Origin of the sequence: Streptomyces sp. TRM49041 (assembly GCF_008271805.1) — a bacterium.
GTDB lineage: Bacteria > Actinomycetota > Actinomycetes > Streptomycetales > Streptomycetaceae > Streptomyces.
Window position 1 is genome coordinate 55,354 of sequence record NZ_VSRY01000166.1, and the last position, 17,309, is coordinate 72,662.

At 68.8% G+C, this 17,309-nt stretch carries 13 protein-coding genes and 1 pseudogene; 13 read left to right on the forward strand and 1 reads right to left on the reverse strand.

Features of this window, described 5'->3' with window-relative positions; translation table 11 throughout:
- The first annotated feature begins 780 nt into the window (after positions 1-780).
- The 10 genes and pseudogenes from FVS66_RS29140 to FVS66_RS29185 all read left to right on the forward strand — a co-directional run bounded on the left by FVS66_RS29140 (position 781) and on the right by FVS66_RS29185 (position 13,067).
- A complete protein-coding gene (locus FVS66_RS29140) occupies positions 781-1,824 on the forward strand; it encodes an ABC transporter permease (protein WP_149184237.1) in 1,044 nt (347 codons plus the stop codon).
- Between the two features lie 98 nt (positions 1,825-1,922).
- On the forward strand, positions 1,923-3,719 hold the full coding sequence (locus tag FVS66_RS29145) for an ABC transporter substrate-binding protein (RefSeq protein ID WP_149184238.1): 1,797 nt from the start codon (positions 1,923-1,925) through the stop codon (positions 3,717-3,719).
- Between the two features lie 107 nt (positions 3,720-3,826).
- On the forward strand, positions 3,827-4,804 hold the full coding sequence (locus FVS66_RS29150; protein WP_149184239.1) for an ABC transporter permease: 978 nt from the start codon (positions 3,827-3,829) through the stop codon (positions 4,802-4,804).
- 10 nt (positions 4,805-4,814) lie between these two features.
- A complete protein-coding gene (locus FVS66_RS29155) occupies positions 4,815-5,876 on the forward strand; it encodes an ABC transporter ATP-binding protein (protein ID WP_149184240.1) in 1,062 nt (353 codons plus the stop codon).
- 14 nt (positions 5,877-5,890) lie between these two features.
- Positions 5,891-6,976 (forward strand): dipeptide ABC transporter ATP-binding protein, encoded by a 1,086-nt coding sequence (locus FVS66_RS29160; RefSeq protein ID WP_149184241.1) that lies wholly within the window; start codon positions 5,891-5,893, stop codon positions 6,974-6,976.
- Positions 6,977-7,413: 437 nt separating this feature from the next.
- On the forward strand, positions 7,414-9,045 hold the full coding sequence (locus FVS66_RS29165; RefSeq protein ID WP_149184242.1) for an ABC transporter substrate-binding protein: 1,632 nt from the start codon (positions 7,414-7,416) through the stop codon (positions 9,043-9,045).
- A 28-nt stretch (positions 9,046-9,073) separates the two neighbouring features.
- Positions 9,074-9,997 carry an ABC transporter permease gene (locus tag FVS66_RS29170; RefSeq protein ID WP_149184243.1) on the forward strand — a complete coding sequence of 308 codons (924 nt, stop codon included), beginning with the start codon at positions 9,074-9,076 and terminating at the stop codon, positions 9,995-9,997.
- Positions 9,990-10,913 carry an ABC transporter permease gene (locus FVS66_RS29175; protein WP_262387281.1) on the forward strand — a complete coding sequence of 308 codons (924 nt, stop codon included), beginning with the start codon at positions 9,990-9,992 and terminating at the stop codon, positions 10,911-10,913. Before FVS66_RS29170 ends, FVS66_RS29175 begins: the two co-directional genes overlap by 8 nt.
- 11 nt (positions 10,914-10,924) lie before the next feature.
- Positions 10,925-11,893 (forward strand): annotated as a pseudogene (locus FVS66_RS29180) (ABC transporter ATP-binding protein); the annotation flags it as partial.
- 73 nt (positions 11,894-11,966) lie between these two features.
- Positions 11,967-13,067: a dipeptide ABC transporter ATP-binding protein gene (locus tag FVS66_RS29185; RefSeq protein ID WP_149184245.1), complete on the forward strand. Its 1,101-nt coding sequence runs from the start codon at positions 11,967-11,969 to the stop codon at positions 13,065-13,067.
- A gap of 216 nt (positions 13,068-13,283) precedes the next feature.
- On the opposite strand, the gene FVS66_RS29190 is transcribed toward FVS66_RS29185, so the two are convergent.
- The gene (locus FVS66_RS29190) at positions 13,284-15,578 is read right to left on the reverse strand and encodes a prolyl oligopeptidase family serine peptidase (protein ID WP_149184246.1); all 2,295 of its coding nucleotides are present in this window, start codon (positions 15,576-15,578) and stop codon (positions 13,284-13,286) included.
- A 156-nt stretch (positions 15,579-15,734) separates the two neighbouring features.
- Here FVS66_RS29190 and FVS66_RS29195 point away from each other — a divergent pair, with 156 nt between their 5' ends.
- From FVS66_RS29195 to FVS66_RS29205, 3 genes are read left to right on the forward strand one after another with little or no spacing between them, the layout of a single operon-like run.
- Positions 15,735-15,929 carry a hypothetical protein gene (locus FVS66_RS29195; RefSeq protein ID WP_058940607.1) on the forward strand — a complete coding sequence of 65 codons (195 nt, stop codon included), beginning with the start codon at positions 15,735-15,737 and terminating at the stop codon, positions 15,927-15,929.
- Between the two features lie 47 nt (positions 15,930-15,976).
- Positions 15,977-16,867 (forward strand): N-acetyl-1-D-myo-inositol-2-amino-2-deoxy-alpha-D-glucopyranoside deacetylase, encoded by an 891-nt coding sequence (mshB, locus tag FVS66_RS29200; protein ID WP_149184247.1) that lies wholly within the window; start codon positions 15,977-15,979, stop codon positions 16,865-16,867.
- The gene (locus tag FVS66_RS29205; protein WP_149184248.1) at positions 16,864-17,235 is read left to right on the forward strand and encodes a DUF6113 family protein; all 372 of its coding nucleotides are present in this window, start codon (positions 16,864-16,866) and stop codon (positions 17,233-17,235) included. The genes mshB and FVS66_RS29205 overlap by 4 nt, the downstream gene beginning before the upstream one ends.
- Positions 17,236-17,309 lie beyond the last annotated feature (74 nt).

The following is a 17,309-nucleotide window of genomic DNA, read 5'->3' on the forward strand; positions in this document are numbered from 1 at the left end:
CGCTCCGGAGCCCTGAGGGACGACCGGCGGACGGCCTCCGGACGATCGATTCAGGGCAGGCTCAAGACGTGACAGTCAACGTGTTTTCGGCTGCGAAGCGTCCGAATATCGACCGTCGCTCTCCGGAGCACGTGTTAACAGTCCGTTTCGCGTGTGTCTGTCTGTGCTCAGTTTGTCTGGATTTCGGTCAGCGATACATGGGCGATGTTGTCAAAACGAGACCCTTTAAGTGTGGTTTACAGCCCGGACGTACTTAATAGTTGGCTCCACTGAGCTCGGGTCGATGGGTCAACGCGCTGTGGGGAGCGCCGACTCACGAGCACACGTGGTACAGCACTTCGCCGTCAGGGGTGTCGGCGGAGTGCATCGTGCCCAACCATGCAGTGAATACGTGGACTCATGAGGAGGAATCCATGCGCGGTGCCATGAGCGCCAGTGGGGTCGGATCGTCGCAGCTGGCTCCAACGGCCGGTCACCCGTGTACGTCAACCGGTCGGACCGCGTGCAGCGGTCGGCGATTCTGAGACCCGGTCAACCGCTCGGCTCGCGCTTCCTGGGGGGTAAACCACCCCTGCTGACCATCCTTCCGGCTTCTCGCCACGGGTGTTTCCCACCCGGCGTGCGGTGCTGCCGTCGTACCCGGATGCGGGTGCCCGGCATGCCCGAAAGAGGCGGAAGGATCGTCGGGCAGCGGCCATGACCGGCTGAGTGCACACCACTCGTGCAGTCGCCGCGTGCGCAGGATCGCGGGTCATCCGACACCCGTGAAATGGACACACCATGACCAGTCCAATTGAGATCGAGGGCTCCGAAGCCTCCGTCACCTTGGACAAAGACGCCACGGCCAAGACCGAAGCCGCGGAGGACAACAAGCAAGGGCACACCGGCCGTTCGCCCGGCCAGCTGATGTGGACGCGCTTCAAGCGCGACCGCACCGGTGTGATCTCCGCCTGTGTGGTCCTCTTCTACTTCGTCATCGCCGCCCTCGCGCCGGTGATCTCTGCCCTCTACGGCAAAGACCCGTACACGCTGTACCCGACGCAGGCCGGCTACGAGGACATCCTCGACGACTTCGGCATGCCGTACGGAACCCTCGGCGGTATTTCCGGCGAGTTCTGGTTCGGCGTCGAACCCAAGCTGGGCCGTGACGTCTTCACGATGCTGCTCTACGGTATTCGTACGTCGCTCTACATGGCTGTCGTCCTCACGGTGCTCGCCGTGGCCACCGGCGTCCTCATCGGCATGGTGAGCGGCTTCTTCGGCGGGAAGGTCGACTACTGGCTGGGCCGGACGACGGACTTCTTCCTCGCCTTCCCGAGCCAGCTCTTCTTCATCGCCTTCATGCCCGTCGTGACCGCGATGTTCGTCTCGCCGACCGACGAGACCCCGACCTATCTGCGGGCCGTCGCGATCCTGCTCGTGATGTGGTTCCTGGGCTGGATGGGTATGGCGCGTCTGGTGCGCAGTTCCGTACTCTCCCTGCGGGAGCGCGAGTTCGTCGAGGCCGCTCTGGTCTCCGGCGCCTCGCGGTGGCGGATCGTCCGCAAGGAGATCCTGCCGAATATCGTGACCCCGATCCTGGTGCAGGGCACCTACATGCTGCCCAGCGCCATCCTCTCCATCGCGTTCCTCTCATACGTCGGTGTCGGCTTCGTCGAGCCCACGCCTGACTGGGGTCGCATGTTCGCCATCGGTTCCGAGATCTACCAGCAGGACCCGGCTTACATGTTCTTCCCCGGCGTCGCGCTGGTGATCTTCGTACTCGCCTTCAATCTGCTGGGCGACTCCGTGCGCGACGCGTTCGACCCCAAGACCGGACGGTGACGTCCATGTGCGGGGGAGCTGCCGCCCCCGCACCGGGCAACCGGACGGCAGGCAGCACTTTTCTGGACAACAACTCACAGGTAGGTGCAACGAGCATCATGAAGTCCATCCGATCGCGCTCCGCGCGCGCCATAGTCGTCGCCCTCGCGGCCGGCTCCCTGGTGCTGACCGGCTGCAGCAGCAACGACAAGGGCGCCTCGAAGCCCGCCGCCCCGGACACCAGCGAAGCGAGCGAGCAGTCCAAGCCCGTCGTCTACGGTGACGCAGCTGCCTCCACCGGTCCCGCCAAGGAGGTCGCCGGTGCAAAGTCCGGTGGCTTCATCGAGGTCTACCAGCAGTCCGACCTCACCCACATGGACCCGGGTCAGATCTACGTCTCCGACGCCGGCCAGTTCGCGAACCTGGTGTTCCGCAAGCTGACCAACTACCTGGAGGACGCCGACGGCAACCTGACGGTCGTCGGTGACATCGCCACCAACTCCGGTGAGACCACCGACGGCGGCAAGACCTGGAAGTTCACCCTCAAGGACGGCATCAAGGACGAGGACGGCAACGTCATCACCTCGGCCGACGTCCGCCACTCCGTCGAGCGCCTCTACGCCAAGCACATCTTCGACGGACCGTCCTTCCTCCAGACCTGGCTGTCGGGCGACGACTACCGCAAGGCGCTGCCGGAGGGCCCGTACACCGGCAAGCACCTGCCGGACACCGTCCTGGAGACCCCGGACGCCAAGACCGTCATCTTCAAGTTCGACCAGCCGCGCCCGGACCTGCCGCAGGCCCTCGCCATGGCCGGCTACGCCATCGTGCCGCAGAAGGCGGACACGAAGGACAAGTACGACAAGGCCCCGAAGGCGCTCGGCCCGTACAAGATCGCCGAGTACAAGGCCGGCAAGTCCCTGAAGCTGGTGCGCAACACCAACTGGGACCCGAAGACGGACTCCGTCCGCCACCAGTACGTGGACGGCTACAACTTCACCAACACCATCGACGTGGCGAGCCAGACCAAGCGTCTGATCGCCGACCAGGGTGAGGCGAAGAACGCCATCCAGTTCACGGACTCCGTGGAGACGACGCTCGTCAAGGACGTCGTGACCAACCCGTCCGTCAACAAGCGCACCATCAAGGGCTACCAGCCCTACGTCTGGCAGATGTCCTTCAACATGGACAAGCTGAAGGACAAGAAGGTCCGCGACGCGATCACCTACGCCATCCCGAACGAGCGGATGATCCAGGCCGACGGCGGCAAGTACGGCGGCGAGATCGCCGGCGGTCTGTTCGCCCCGACCCTGCCGGGCCACGACCCGAACTACGACCCGTTCGGCAAGAAGAAGAAGCCGAACGGCGACCCGGAGAAGGCCAAGCAGCTGCTGAAGGAGGCGGGCGTCAAGGAGGGCACCAAGCTCACCTACGCCTACGCCAACACGCCGCGCGGCCAGGCCCAGTCCGTCATCGTCAAGGACGCGCTCAACGCGATCGGCTTCGACGTCCAGGCGAAGGAGATCGACCGCAAGAGCTTCTACGAGCAGATCGGTAAGATCAACAACCCGTTCGACCTGTACATGACCGGCTGGGGCCAGGACTGGTCCTCCCCGTCCACGGTCGTCACCCCGGTCTACGACGGCAACCTGGTCTACGACGGCGCCTCGAACTACTCGCACGTCAACGACCCGAAGGTCAACTCCCTCATCAAGGAGGCCCTGAAGCTCCAGCCGGAGCAGGCCGCCGCGAAGTGGGAGGAGGCCCACAAGCGCCTGGTCGAGGAGATCAACCCGGCTGCCCCGGTCTACTACTCGAAGCAGCTGCAGCTCTTCGGCTCGAACATCGGCGGTGCCCGCTACAGCACCAACTCGAGCTACATCAACATCAACGATGTGTTCCTGAAGCAGCCGTAACCACCACAGTCGGCTGACCCGTGGGGGTGCGCGCCAGGCGGAGCGCACCCCCACGGGCACCTCAACCCCTCACCGCCCGCCGCTTCCGAAGAGAGCAGCTTCCCGCCATGCTTCAGTTCCTCATCCGCAGGTTGACCGGCGCCGTCGTGATCATGTTCCTGATCGGCGCCTTCACGTTCTTCCTGTTCTACACAATCCCCCAGGACTTCGCCGCCCTCTCCTGTGGCAAGAACTGCTCGCCGGAGAACCTGGCCGTCATCCGGGAGAACCTCGGTCTCGACAAGCCCATCACCACGCAGTTCTGGACCTTCATGGTGGGCATCGTGGCCGGCCGCGACTTCACGATCGGACACTGCGCCGCCCCGTGCCTCGGCGTCTCCTTCGATTCGGGTGACTTCGTCTGGGACTCCATCATCGACCGCTTCCCTCTGACGCTGTCGCTCACCATCGGCGGGCTGATCATCTTCCTGGTGCTGGGGCTCGGATCGGGCATGCTCGCCGCCTGGAAGCGCGGCACAAGGGTCGACAAGCTGGTCAGCGGCGCCTCGATGGTGCTCAGCTCGTTCCAGATCTACTTCCTCGGCGCGGTCGTACTCGGCATCTTCGTCTACCAGACCGGCTGGATGGAGAACCCGAGCTACACGCCGTTCACCAAGGACCCGCTCGCCTGGGCCACGGGCCTGCTGATCCCCTGGGCCGTGATGGCGACCATCTTCACCGCCCAGTACACGCGTATGGCGCGCTCGACCATGATCGAGCAGCTCCAGGAGGAGCATGTCCGCACCGCCCGGGCCAAGGGCATGCCGCAGCGGTACGTGTTCTTCCGGTATGCCTGGCGCGGTTCCCTGACGCCCATCGTGACCATCATCGGCATGGACCTGAGCGCGCTGCTCGCGGGCGCCGTCGTCACCGAGAAGACCTTCGACCTGGCGGGTATCGGCCGCCTTGCGGTGGACGCATCGGTGAACAAGGACCTGCCGCTGACGATGGGCGTGATGCTGTTCGGGGCGTTCTTCATCCTGATCCTGAACGTCCTTGTGGACCTCGCCTACGCCTACATCGACCCGCGCGTGCGCCTCGCCTAGGAGATCGACCGTGACCACACTGACCAAGACCGAAGACACACCGGCCCCGACCGGGCCGGAGTCCTTCCTCTCGGTCCGCGACCTGCGGGTGCGCTTCTCCACCGAGGACGGCATCGTCAAGGCGGTCGACGGGCTCTCCTTCGACGTCGAGCGCGGCAAGACGCTGGGCATCGTGGGCGAGTCGGGTTCCGGCAAGTCCGTGACGAACCTGACGGTCCTCGGCCTGCACAACCGCAAGACGACCGACATCCAGGGCGAGATCGTCCTGGACGGCCAGGAGCTGACCACCGCCTCCGAGAAGGAGATGGAGAAGCTCCGCGGCAACAAGGTCGCCATGATCTTCCAGGACCCGCTGACGGCGCTCTCGCCGTACTACACGGTGGGCCGGCAGCTCTCCGAGCCGTTCATGAAGCACCGGGGCGCCTCCAAGAAAGAGGCCAAGGACCGCGCGATCGAGATGCTGACCAAGGTCGGCATCCCGCAGCCGCAGACCCGCTTCAACGACTACCCGCACCAGTTCTCCGGCGGTATGCGCCAGCGCGCCATGATCGCCATGTCGCTGATGTGCGACCCCGAGCTGCTGATCGCGGACGAGCCGACCACCGCGCTGGACGTGACCGTGCAGGCCCAGATCCTGGACCTGCTCAAGGACCTCCAGCAGGAGTTCGGCTCCGCGATCGTCTTCATCACCCACGACCTCGGCGTCATCGCCAACATGGCGGACGACCTGCTGGTCATGTACGCCGGGCGGGCCGTCGAGCGCGGCAGCGTCAGCGAGGTGCTGCGCGAGCCGAAGCACCCGTACACCTGGGGTCTGCTCAGCTCGATGCCGCGGCTCGGCGGTGACACCAGCGAGGCGCTCGTGCCCATCCCGGGCTCCCCGCCGAGTCTGCTCAACCCGCCGCCCGGCTGCGCCTTCAACCCGCGCTGCCGGTTCGTCGACGAGGTCGGCGGCGGGCTGTGCACCACCGCGCGGCCCGAGCTGGCCGCTGGACGCGCCGCTGCCTGCCACCTCACGGCGGAGCAGAAGCAGACCATCTTCATCGATCAGATCAAGCCCCGGCTGGGCTAGGGAGACGCAGAGACATGAGCGACAACGTCACTCTGCCGCAGCAGGGAGAGCCGCTTCTCAAGGTGGAAGGGCTGACCAAGCACTTCCCCATCCACGGAGGGTTCCCGATCAAGCGCCAGGTGGGCGCCGTCAAGGCGGTCGACGGCGTCGATCTGACGGTCCACCCGGGTGAGGCCCTGGGCCTCGTCGGCGAGTCCGGCTGCGGCAAGTCCACGACCGGCCGGCTGATCACCCGCCTCCTGGAGCCCACCGGCGGCAGGATCGAGTACGCGGGCCAGGACATCACGCACGCCAAGCGCAGGCAGCTGGCGCCGATCCGGTCCGAGATCCAGATGATCTTCCAGGACCCGTACTCGTCGCTGAACCCGCGGCAGACGGTCGGCACGATCATCAAGAGCCCGATGGAGGTCAACGGGATCAACCCGCCCGGGGGCCGCGAGAAGCGCGTCCGCGAGCTCCTGGAGACCGTCGGTCTCAACCCGGAGCACTACAACCGCTTCCCGCACGAGTTCTCCGGCGGCCAGCGGCAGCGCATCGGCGTGGCCAGGGCCCTGGCCCTCGAACCGAAGCTGATCGTCGCCGACGAGCCGGTGTCGGCCCTGGACGTGTCGATCCAGGCGCAGGTCGTCAACCTGCTGCAGAAGGTCCAGGAGGAGATGGGCATCGCCTTTCTCTTCATCGCCCACGACCTGGCGGTCGTCCGGCACTTCTCGCAGCGCGTCGCGGTGATGTACCTGGGCAAGGTCATGGAGGTCGCGGACCGCGACGCCCTGTACAACCGGCCGCGGCACCCGTACACGCACGCGCTGCTGTCGGCGGTACCGGAGGCGACGGTGGACGGGCCGCAGCGGGAGCGCATCCGCCTGGCGGGTGACGTTCCGTCGCCCATCAACCCGCCGTCCGGTTGCCGCTTCCGGACGCGGTGCTGGAAGGCCCAGGAGAAGTGCGCCACGGAGGAGCCGCCGCTGGTTCAGCTCTCCGGCAACGGCGAGGGTCACCTGACGGCCTGCCACTTCCCGGAGGAGCCCACCACCCAGGCGCACGGCGAGGCGGTACTCCTGGACCCGGCCCTGGCCGCCCTGGAGTCCGACTCCGAGTAGCCCACCCGCCGAAGGCCCCCTGCCCCCACGGGCGGGGGGCCTTCGCCGTACCGGCCTACCTGGGGGCCCGGTCCCGCACCGGACCGGCGGCGCCGTGTGACGACGTCGCACGCCCCACCGCCCGGACGCACACCGAACCGGACGGGGCCCCGGCCGTCCCGTCCGCGCCTGCCCTGCCCCCGCCGCTCGGCCGGCGCGCACTCAGGGGGGCACCCCCTCGCCCGTGCGGGCGCCTGCCCGCGAACGGACGGACGGGCCTCAGCACCCACCCGTGCGCGCGAGGCCCGGCCTGCCGGGGCCGGGCGGGCCCCTGTCGCGCCGTACGTGGGACAAGGCCCACACCGTCGGGTGTGGTGAGCGTGCGGGGCGGGTGTTTTGCGGTGATATTTGGGCCTAAGTCGGTTCATGGGCCCAAGCACCCACCAGGAGGCACCTCCATGCGCGCAGCCAGCCACCCCGCCAAGAGGGCCGCATGCGCCATCGCCGCCGTGCTGGCGGTGACCGCGACCGCGACCGGCTGCGGCGGCGGGGCCGGGGCCGCGAGCGACGGGGTCCTGAGTTCCTCCTGGGGCGACCCCCAGAACCCCCTGGAGCCCGCCAACACCAACGAGGTCCAGGGCGGCAAGGTCCTGAACATGATCTTCCGTGGGCTCAAGCGGTACGACCCGGAGACCGGCGAGGCCCAGAACATGGTCGCCGAGAAGTTCGAGACGACCGACTCCCAGAACTTCACCATCACCCTCAAGGACGGCTGGACCTTCAGCAACGGCGAGAAGGTCACCGCCAAGTCCTTCGTCGACGCCTGGAACTACGCCGCGCACATCGACAACAGGCAGAACAACGCCCCGTTCTTCGCCGACATCGTCGGATACGACGACGTCCACCCCCAGTCCGGCAGCGCCAAGGCGAAGACCATGAGCGGCCTCGTCGTCAAGGACGAGCTGACCTTCACGGTGGCCCTGAAGGACAAGTTCTCCACCTGGCCCGAGACCCTCGGCTACTCGGCGTTCATGCCGCTGCCCCAGGCATTCTTCACCGACCACGCCGCCTGGCTCGACAAGCCCGTCGGCAACGGCCCGTACACCGTCCTGTCGTACACCAAGGGCCGGGACATGAAGCTGCGCCGCCGGGACGACTACAAAGGCCCCGACAAGGCCCAGAACGTGGGGGTGGACCTGCGCGTCTACACCGACAACAACATCGCCTACCAGGACCTCATCTCCGGCAACCTCGACCTGGCCGACGACATCCCCGCCCAGCAGCTCAGGAACGTCAAGAGCGACCTGGGGGACCGCTACATCAACCAGCCGGCTCTGATCATCCAGACCGTGGTCTTCCCCTTCTACCGCCCGGAGTGGTCGAAGCCCGGCATGGAGAAGGTCCGCATCGGCATCTCCAAGGCGATCAACCGCGAGCAGATCACCCGGCAGATCTACCAGGAGACCCGCACCCCCACCAAGGACTGGACCTCCCCGGCCCTGGCCGAGGCGGGCGGCTACTCCGACATCTGCGGCGACGCCTGCGTCTTCGACGCCGCCGAGGCCAAGCGACTCATCGAGGAGGGCGGCGGCCTCCCCGGCGGCAGAATCACCCTGACCTCGAACGTCGACACCGGCTCCCACCGGCAGTGGATGGACGCCGTCTGCAACAGCATCAACAACGTGCTGGGCAAGGGGCCCGTCTGCACCGTCAACCCCGTCGGTACCTTCGCCGACTTCCGCGGCCAGGTCACCACCGGAAAGATGACCGGCCCGTACCGCTCCGGCTGGCAGGCGGACTACCCGCTCATCCAGAACTTCCTCCAGCCGCTCTACTACACCGGCGGCTCCTCCAACAACGGCAAGTTCAGCGACAAGCAGTTCGACAGCCTCATCGACCGGGCCAACGCCGAGTCCGACCAGGAGAAGGCGGTCGAGCTCTTCCAGGAGGCCGAACGCATCCTCGCCGCGCAGATGCCCGCCATTCCCCTCTGGTACCAGAACGGCAGCGCCGGCTACACCGAGCGCCTCTCCGACGTGAAGCTCAACCAGTTCAGCGTCCCCGTCTACGAACAGATCAAGGTCGGCTGAGCCACCCGTACCTCCCGGAGGAGGCCCTATGGGGCGTTATGTCATCCGGCGGCTGCTCCAGATGGTCCCCGTGTTCATCGGGACCACCCTGCTGATCTTCATCATGGTGTACGCGCTCGGCGACCCCGTCGCGGCACTCTTCGGCGACAAGGCGCCCGACCCGGCCACCGCCGCCCGGATCCGCGAGGACCTCCACCTCGACGAGCCGCTGTGGAAGCAGTACGTGCTCTACATGGGCGCGATCTTCCAGGGCGACTTCGGGACCGCCTTCAACGGCCAGAAGGTCACCGAGCTGATGGCCTCCGCCTTCCCCGTCACCCTGCGCCTCACCATCGTCGCCATCGCCATCGAGATCGTCGTCGGCATCACCTTCGGTGTCGTCAGCGGCCTCAAGCGCGGCCGCCCCCTCGACACCGGCCTGCTCGTCCTCACTCTCGTCGTCATCTCCGTCCCCACCTTCGTCTCCGGCTACCTCCTCCAGTTCGTCTTCGGCGTCAAATGGGGCTGGATCAGCCCGTCCGTCTCCTCGGAGGCATCCTTCGGCGAGCTGATCCTGCCCGGTGTCGTCCTCGCCCTGGTCTCCCTCGCCTACGTCACCCGGCTCAGCCGCACCTCCATCGCCGAGAACGTGCGCGCCGACTACGTCCGCACCGCCGTCGCCAAGGGCCTGCCGCGCCACCGGATCATCACCCGGCACCTGCTCCGCAACTCGCTCATCCCCGTCGTCACCTTCATCGGCGCCGATATCGGCGCTCTCATGGGCGGCGCCATCGTCACCGAGCGGATCTTCAACATCCACGGTGTCGGCTACCAGCTCTACCAGGGCATCCTCCGCAACAACTCGCCCACCATCGTCGGCTTCGTGACGATCCTCGTCATCGTGTTCCTGGTGGCGAACCTGCTCGTCGACCTGCTCTACGCGGTCCTGGACCCGAGGATCCGGTATGCCTGAGCCGCAGGACCACGCCGCGCAGGACCACGCCGCGCAGGACCTCGCCATCGCCCCGCCGGGCGCCGGCGGCAGGCCCCGCAGCCTGTGGACCGACGCCTGGCACCAGCTGCGGCGCAACCCCGTCTTCGTCGTGTCCGCGCTGCTGATCGTGTTCCTGGTGCTCATCGCCGCGTGGCCGCAGCTGCTCACCAGCACGGACCCCCTGCACTGCGACCTCTCCAAGTCCCAGCGGGGCTCCGAACCCGGACACCCCTTCGGCTACGACACCCAGGGCTGCGACGTGTACGCCCGCACCGTCCACGGCGCCCGCGCGTCCATCACCGTCGGGATCGCCGCCACGCTCGGCGCCGCCCTACTCGGCAGTCTCCTCGGCGGCCTAGCCGGGTTCTTTGGCGGCTGGAGCGACGCCCTCCTCTCCCGTACCGCCGACGTCTTCTTCGGCATCCCCGTCGTCCTCGGCGGCCTGGTCTTCCTCTCCGTCGTCACCAGCACCACCGTCTGGCCCGTCGTCGGCTTCATCGTGCTGCTCGGCTGGCCCCAGATCGCCCGTATCGCCCGCGGCTCCGTGATCACCGCCAGACAGCACGACTACGTCCAGGCGGCCCGCTCCCTCGGCGCCGACAGCCGGCGGCTCCTGCTGAGGCATGTCGCGCCCAACGCCGTCGCGCCCGTCATCGTCGTCGCGACAATCGCCCTCGGCGCCTACATCTCGCTGGAGGCGACCCTGTCGTTCCTCGGCGTGGGACTCCGCCCGCCGACGGTGTCCTGGGGGATCGACATCTCCAACGCCGCCCCGCAGATCCGCAACGCCCCGCACATGCTGCTCTGGCCCGCCGGTGCCCTGAGCCTCACCGTGCTCGCGTTCATCATGCTCGGCGACGCGGTCCGCGACGCCCTCGACCCCAAGCTGCGCTGAGGAGCCCCGCCATGCTGCTCGAAGTCCGCGACCTCCATGTCGAGTTCCGCACCCGCGAAGGCGTCGCCAAGGCCGTCAACGGCGTCACCTACGAGGTCGACCAGGGCGAGACCCTCGCCGTCCTCGGCGAGTCCGGCTCCGGCAAGTCCGTCACCGCCCAGGCGATCATGGGCATCCTCGACATGCCCCCCGGCCGCATCAGCGGCGGGGAGATCGTCTTCCAGGGGCGTGACCTGCTGACGCTCAAGGAGGACGAGCGGCGCAAGGTCCGCGGCGCACAGATGGCGATGATCTTCCAGGACGCGCTCTCCGCCCTCAATCCCGTCCTCACGGTCGGCGACCAGCTCGGCGAGATGTTCACCGTCCATCGGGGCATGTCGAGAAAGGACGCCCGCGCCAAGTCCGTCGAGCTGATGGACCGCGTCCGCATCCCCGCCGCACTCGAACGCGTCGGGCAGTACCCGCACCAGTTCAGCGGCGGCATGCGCCAGCGCATCATGATCGCGATGGCCATGGCCCTCGAACCGGCGCTCATCATCGCCGACGAACCCACCACCGCCCTCGACGTCACCGTCCAGGCCCAGGTCATGGAACTCCTCGCGGAACTCCAGCGGGAACTCCGCATGGGCCTCGTCCTCATCACCCACGACCTCGGTGTCGTCGCCGACGTCGCCGACCGCATCGCCGTCATGTACGCGGGCCGCATCGTCGAGACCGCGCCCGTCCACGATCTGTACCAGGCGCCCGCCCACCCCTACACCCAGGGCCTCCTCGACTCCATCCCGCGTCTGGACCGGAAGGGCCGGGAGCTGTACGCCATCAAGGGCCTGCCGCCCAGCCTCACGGCCATCCCGTCCGGCTGCCCCTTCCACCCGCGCTGCCCCCGCGCCCGCGACGTGTGCCGCACCGACGTCCCCCCGCTCCACGAGGTGTCGGAGACCCGGCGCAGCGCCTGCCACTTCTGGCGCGAGACCGTCGACAAGGAGCCCGTCGCCGAAAAGCCGATCGCCGAAGAGCCCATCGGCAAGGAGTCCATCGGCAAGGAGTCCGTCGATGTCCGGCCCTGACCCCCGGGAGCCCCTCCTCGAGGTGCGGGACCTCGTCAAGCACTACCCGCTCACGCGGGGCGTCCTCTTCAAGAAGCAGATCGGCGCGGTCAAGGCCGTCGACGGCGTCTCCTTCGACCTGCGCCCCGGGGAGACCCTCGGCATCGTCGGCGAGTCCGGCTGCGGCAAGTCCACCGTCGCCAGGATGCTCGTCAACCTGGAACGGCCGACCTCCGGGGTCATCCGGTACAAGGGCGACGACATCACCCGTCTGTCCGGCCGCGCACTGAGAGCCGTACGCCGTGACATCCAGATGGTCTTCCAGGACCCGTACACCTCCCTCAACCCCCGTATGACCGTCGGCGACATCGTCGGCGAACCGTACGAGATCCACCCCGAGGCCGCCCCCAGGGGCGAGCGCCGGCGCAGGGTCCAGGAGCTCCTGGAGGTCGTCGGCCTCAACCCCGAGCACATCAACCGCTACCCGCACCAGTTCTCCGGCGGGCAGCGCCAGCGCATCGGCATCGCCCGCGGCCTCGCCCTCCAGCCGCGGATCATCGTCGCCGACGAGCCCGTCTCCGCCCTCGACGTCTCCGTCCAGGCCCAGGTCGTCAACCTGCTGGAACGGCTCCAGGACGAGTTCGGCCTCTCGTACGTCTTCATCGCCCACGACCTGTCGATCGTCCGGCACATCTCCGACCGGGTCGGCGTCATGTACCTGGGCCGCATCGTCGAGACGGGCACCGACACCGAGATCTACGACCACCCCACCCACCCGTACACCCAGGCGCTGCTCTCCGCCGTGCCGGTCCCCGACCCGGAGGCCCGGGAGCACCGCGAGCGCGTCCTCCTCACCGGAGACGTCCCCTCCCCGGCCGACCCGCCGTCCGGGTGCCGCTTCCGCACCCGCTGCCGGGAAGCGCGTGAGCGGTGCGCGCTGGAGGTCCCGCCGCTCGCCGTCCCGGCGGTCTTCCGGGGCGTCGACACCCCGGCCGGCCACGACTCGGCGTGCCACTTCGCAGGGGAGATCCGCATGGCGCCCGGCGAGACGTCACCGGGGCCGCCGCCGGGCGGGACACCCGAGGTGAGCGGAACTCACCTCACTTAACAGACAGGACACACCGACGATGTCGTTTCGATATACGGACACGTGAACCTGAACAACGTACGGCCGTGCGGGTGCCGTGTAACGGCCGGGGGCGCGCCATGTCGCCCCCGGCCGCCTCCTTTGCGTCTGAACCGGCGCCGCTCTCCCGGACGTTGCGGATCTCTCGTCGTGGTTCCCCGATCGAGGGCTGCCGTACTACTCGGCGAGTAGCCGCGGTCACGTCAGGCCCAGGGCACGCTTCAGGAAGTCCACCTGGAGCAGCAGCAGGTTCTCCGCCACCTGTTCCTGCGGGGTCATATGGGTCACGCCGGTGAGCGGGACCACCTCGTGCGGGCGGCCCGCCGCGAGGAGTGCCGAGGACAACCGCAGGGTGTGGGCCATCACCACATTGTCGTCGGCCATGCCATGGATGATCATCATGGGCCTGGCCGGGTTCTCGGGCGTGACCAGACCGTTGTCCCACACAAGCGAGTTCGCCTCGTAGATCTCCGGCATATCCTGGGGCATCCCGCCCAAGTACCGCTCGGTGTAGTGCGTGTCGTACAGCCGCTGGTCGGTCACCGGGGCGCCCACCACCGCCGCGTGAAACACGTCCGGGCGCCGCAGTACCGCGAGCCCCGCCAGCCATCCGCCGTACGACCAGCCCCGGATCGCCACCCGGCGCAGGTCCAGCGGGAACCGGTCCGCCAGCCCCTCCAGGGCCGCCACCTGGTCGTCCAGGACCAGCGTGTGCCGGCCCGCGACGGCCTTCTCCCACCCGGGCGACCGGCCCGGAGTGCCCCGCCCGTCCGCCACCACCACCGCGAACCCCTGGTCGGCGAACCACTGCGACGTCAGGTGCGGATTGTGCGCCGCCACGACCCGCTGACCGTGCGGCCCGCCGTACGGGTCCATCAGCACGGGCAGCGGCCCGTCGCCCTCCTCGTATGTGCGCGGCAGCAGCACCGCGCACGGGATGCGGCGCGGCCCCGACCCGGTGAGCGTGACGCGCGGCGACAGCACGGGCGTCTCCGCGTACGAGGCGACCACCGCGATCTGCCTGCCGTCCCGCAGCACCCGCACACGCGTGCCCGGCTCGTCCGGCACCGCCGACGCCAGCACGGTCACCGGGCCGCCGCGCACCGCCCCGTGGACGCCCGGCCCCTCGGAGAGCCGCTCCACGCCCAGTTCGTTCACCCGGTACACATGGATTTCGCCAATCTCCGGATCGGCCGCCGACTCGCCCGCCGAGGCCGAAACCAGAACGTCGTCGCCCACGTCCAGCACGGCACGGATGTGCAACCGCCCATCCGTGAGCGGCCGGTCGCCGACCACCAGGACCCGCGCCCCGCCCTCGCCCGCCCGTCTCCCGTCACGGCCCTGCTGCGGATGCCCTTCGGGCAGCACCTCGTCGACGACCCGCACGAGCCGCCCGTCCGGGGCCCACGCCGGCGCACCGGTGATCAGTTCCAGCCAGCTGTCGTCCTCGTCGACACGGACGGTATGGGTCGTACCGGTCTCCGGGTCGACCGCCAGACAGAGCTGAGTGCGCTGGTCGCGGGCCTGCACAAGCAGCAGCGGCGCGCCGTGGGAGGACCAGTGCACCCGCGCCAGGTACGGATAGCGGACCCGGTCCCACACGACCTCGGTCCGCTCCCCGGCCTCCCCGTGCTCCCCGCCCTCCCCGTGCTCCCCGGCCTCCCCGTGCTCCCCGGCCTCCCCGTTCTCCCCGTGCTCCCCGTTCTCCCCGTTCTCCGTCAGGCCGACCAGGAAGAGCCGTACGTCCGCGTTGGCCGTGCCGGCCGCCGGGTACGCCATGCTCACCGGCTCCCGGTCCGGGTGCGCCGGGTCGGAGATCCACCACCGCTGTACGGCGCTGTCGTCGACCCGCGCCACCAGCAGCCGGTCCGAGTCCGGCGACCACCAGAAGCCCCGCGAGCGGTTCATCGACTCGGCCGCGACGTGCTCCGCCAGCCCGTACGTCACATGCTCGCCCCCGGGGGCGGCCAGCACTCGGTCCCCGCCGTCCTCACCCGGCGCGGCCTCCACGGGGACCACATGCAGCGCCCCGTGCGCCACATACGCCACCTGCCGCCCGTCCGGCGAGGGCCTCGGGTCGATCACCGGCCCCCGGGCGGGCAGTTGGCGCGCCGTCCCGGCCCGCAGCTCCGCCACGTACAGCCGGCCCGACAGCGCGAACGCCGCCAACTCGACCGCGGCGTCCACCGCGTAGCCGACCACGCCCTCCGCGGACTCACGGCTCCGCTCCCGGCGCGTCCGCTCCTCGGGCGACAGCCGCTCACCGGCCCCGCCGAGCAGCGCCTCCGGATCGGCGGCGACCCGCTCGCGTGCCTCGTCACCGTCCATGTCGAGGACGCACAGCCGGTGGGCGGGCCGCGTCCCCGAGGGGGCGCGCAGGAACACCACCCGTGAGCCGTCGGGCGAGACCGTGAACGACCGGGGTGCGCCGAGGGTGAAACGCCGCGTGCGGGCGTACTGGCGGGGGAAAGAGCGCTGCTGCCGCGAGGTCATATGACCGAAACTAGCGGCTGTGCGCCCCCAAATGCTGCCGTGCACCGATCGATGCGTGCGAACGGAAAGTTATGATCCGTAGCGCAAGGTGGGTATGAACCTTCCGGCACATGCGCGCTGCCCGTTCCCGACCGATATGTATGGAGGTGAACCGCCGTGGCACTCTCGATTTCGGCGGTGGTGCTGCTGGCGATCGTCGTCTTCCTGCTCATCCGGAAATCGGGTCTGAAGGCCGGGCATGCGGTCGTCTGCATGCTGCTGGGCTTCTACCTGGCGAGTTCCTCCATCGCTCCCACCGTCAGCCAGCTGACGACCAGCGTGGCGGGCATGATCGGCAACCTCAAGTTCTAGCGTCTTCGTCCAGGGTTCTTCGGGAGCGGACCTCGTAGGGTGTCCGTATGACGGATCTCCCCGCCCGTCGTCTGCTCCTGGTGCACGCGCACCCCGACGACGAGTCGATCAACAACGGCGCCACCATGGCCAGGTACGCGGCCGAGGGCGCCCAGGTCGCCCTGGTGACCTGCACACTGGGCGAGGAGGGCGAGGTCATCCCGCCCGCCCTCGCCCATCTCGCACCCGACCGGGACGACCGGCTCGGGCCGTACCGCGTCGGGGAGCTCGCCGCCGCGATGAAGGAGCTGGGCGTCACCGACCACCGGTTCCTCGGCGGCCCCGGACGGTTCCGGGATTCCGGCATGATGGGCGTCCCGCAGAACCATCGCGAGGGCGCCTTCTGGAGCACCCCCGTGGACGAAGCCGCCGCGCACCTCGTCGAGGTGGTCCGGGAGGTCCGCCCCCAGGTCCTGGTGACGTACGACCCCGACGGCGGGTACGGCCACCCCGACCACATCCAGGCGCACCGGGTCGCCGCGCGCGCCGCCGAGCTGGCCGCCGACGGGGCGTACCGCCCCGATCTGGGCGCCCCGCACACCATCGCCAAGATCTACTGGAACCGGGTGCCCCGCGAGGTCGCCGAAGAGGGCTTCGCCGCCCTGCGCGCCGCGACCGGGGTGACGTTCCCCGGCATCGCCGACATCGGGGACGTCCCGGGCGTCGTCGACGACGAGCTGATCACCGCGGAGATCGACGGCACGGCGTACGCGGATCGGAAGGTGGCGGCCATGTGTGCGCACGCCACACAAATCGCCGTTCAGGGTGGGTTCTTCGCGCTCTCCAACGATCTGGGCCAGCCCATCTTCGTACGCGAGTACTACCAGTTGGTGCATGGTGAGTCCGGCGCGGCGACGGGGGAGCGGGAGGCCGATCTGTTCGCGGGGGTGACGACATGAGCACCCCGGTCAAGGTCGCCGTCCATACGGTGCTCGTCCTGCTCGGCATCCTGGTCGGGCTGGCCGGCGCGCTCGTTCAGGGCGCCTGGTTCCCCGGCGGGCTGCTCCTGGCGCTGCTGGCGACGTGGGCGCTCTTCTACGGGGGCCTGCGGGCCGCCGGTGGTCAGTTGGGCGTGCTGACGTCCGGGGCGGGCTGGCTGGCGGCCGTCGTGGTGCTCAGCCTCGGCCGGAGCGAGGGTGACAAGGTCTTCTGGGGCGGCGTGGCCGATCTCGTGTACGTCCTCGGCGGCATGGTCATCGCTGTGATCTGCGCCACGCTGTCGATGATGCCGCAACATCGCGGCCCCGCGCGCCCACTTGACAAGTGACGTGCCCGAACTTGGGGTGTAATGCCCGGTGATGTTCCCCCGGTCGCGGGTGGTGCGGTGACGGCGGCCAGTAT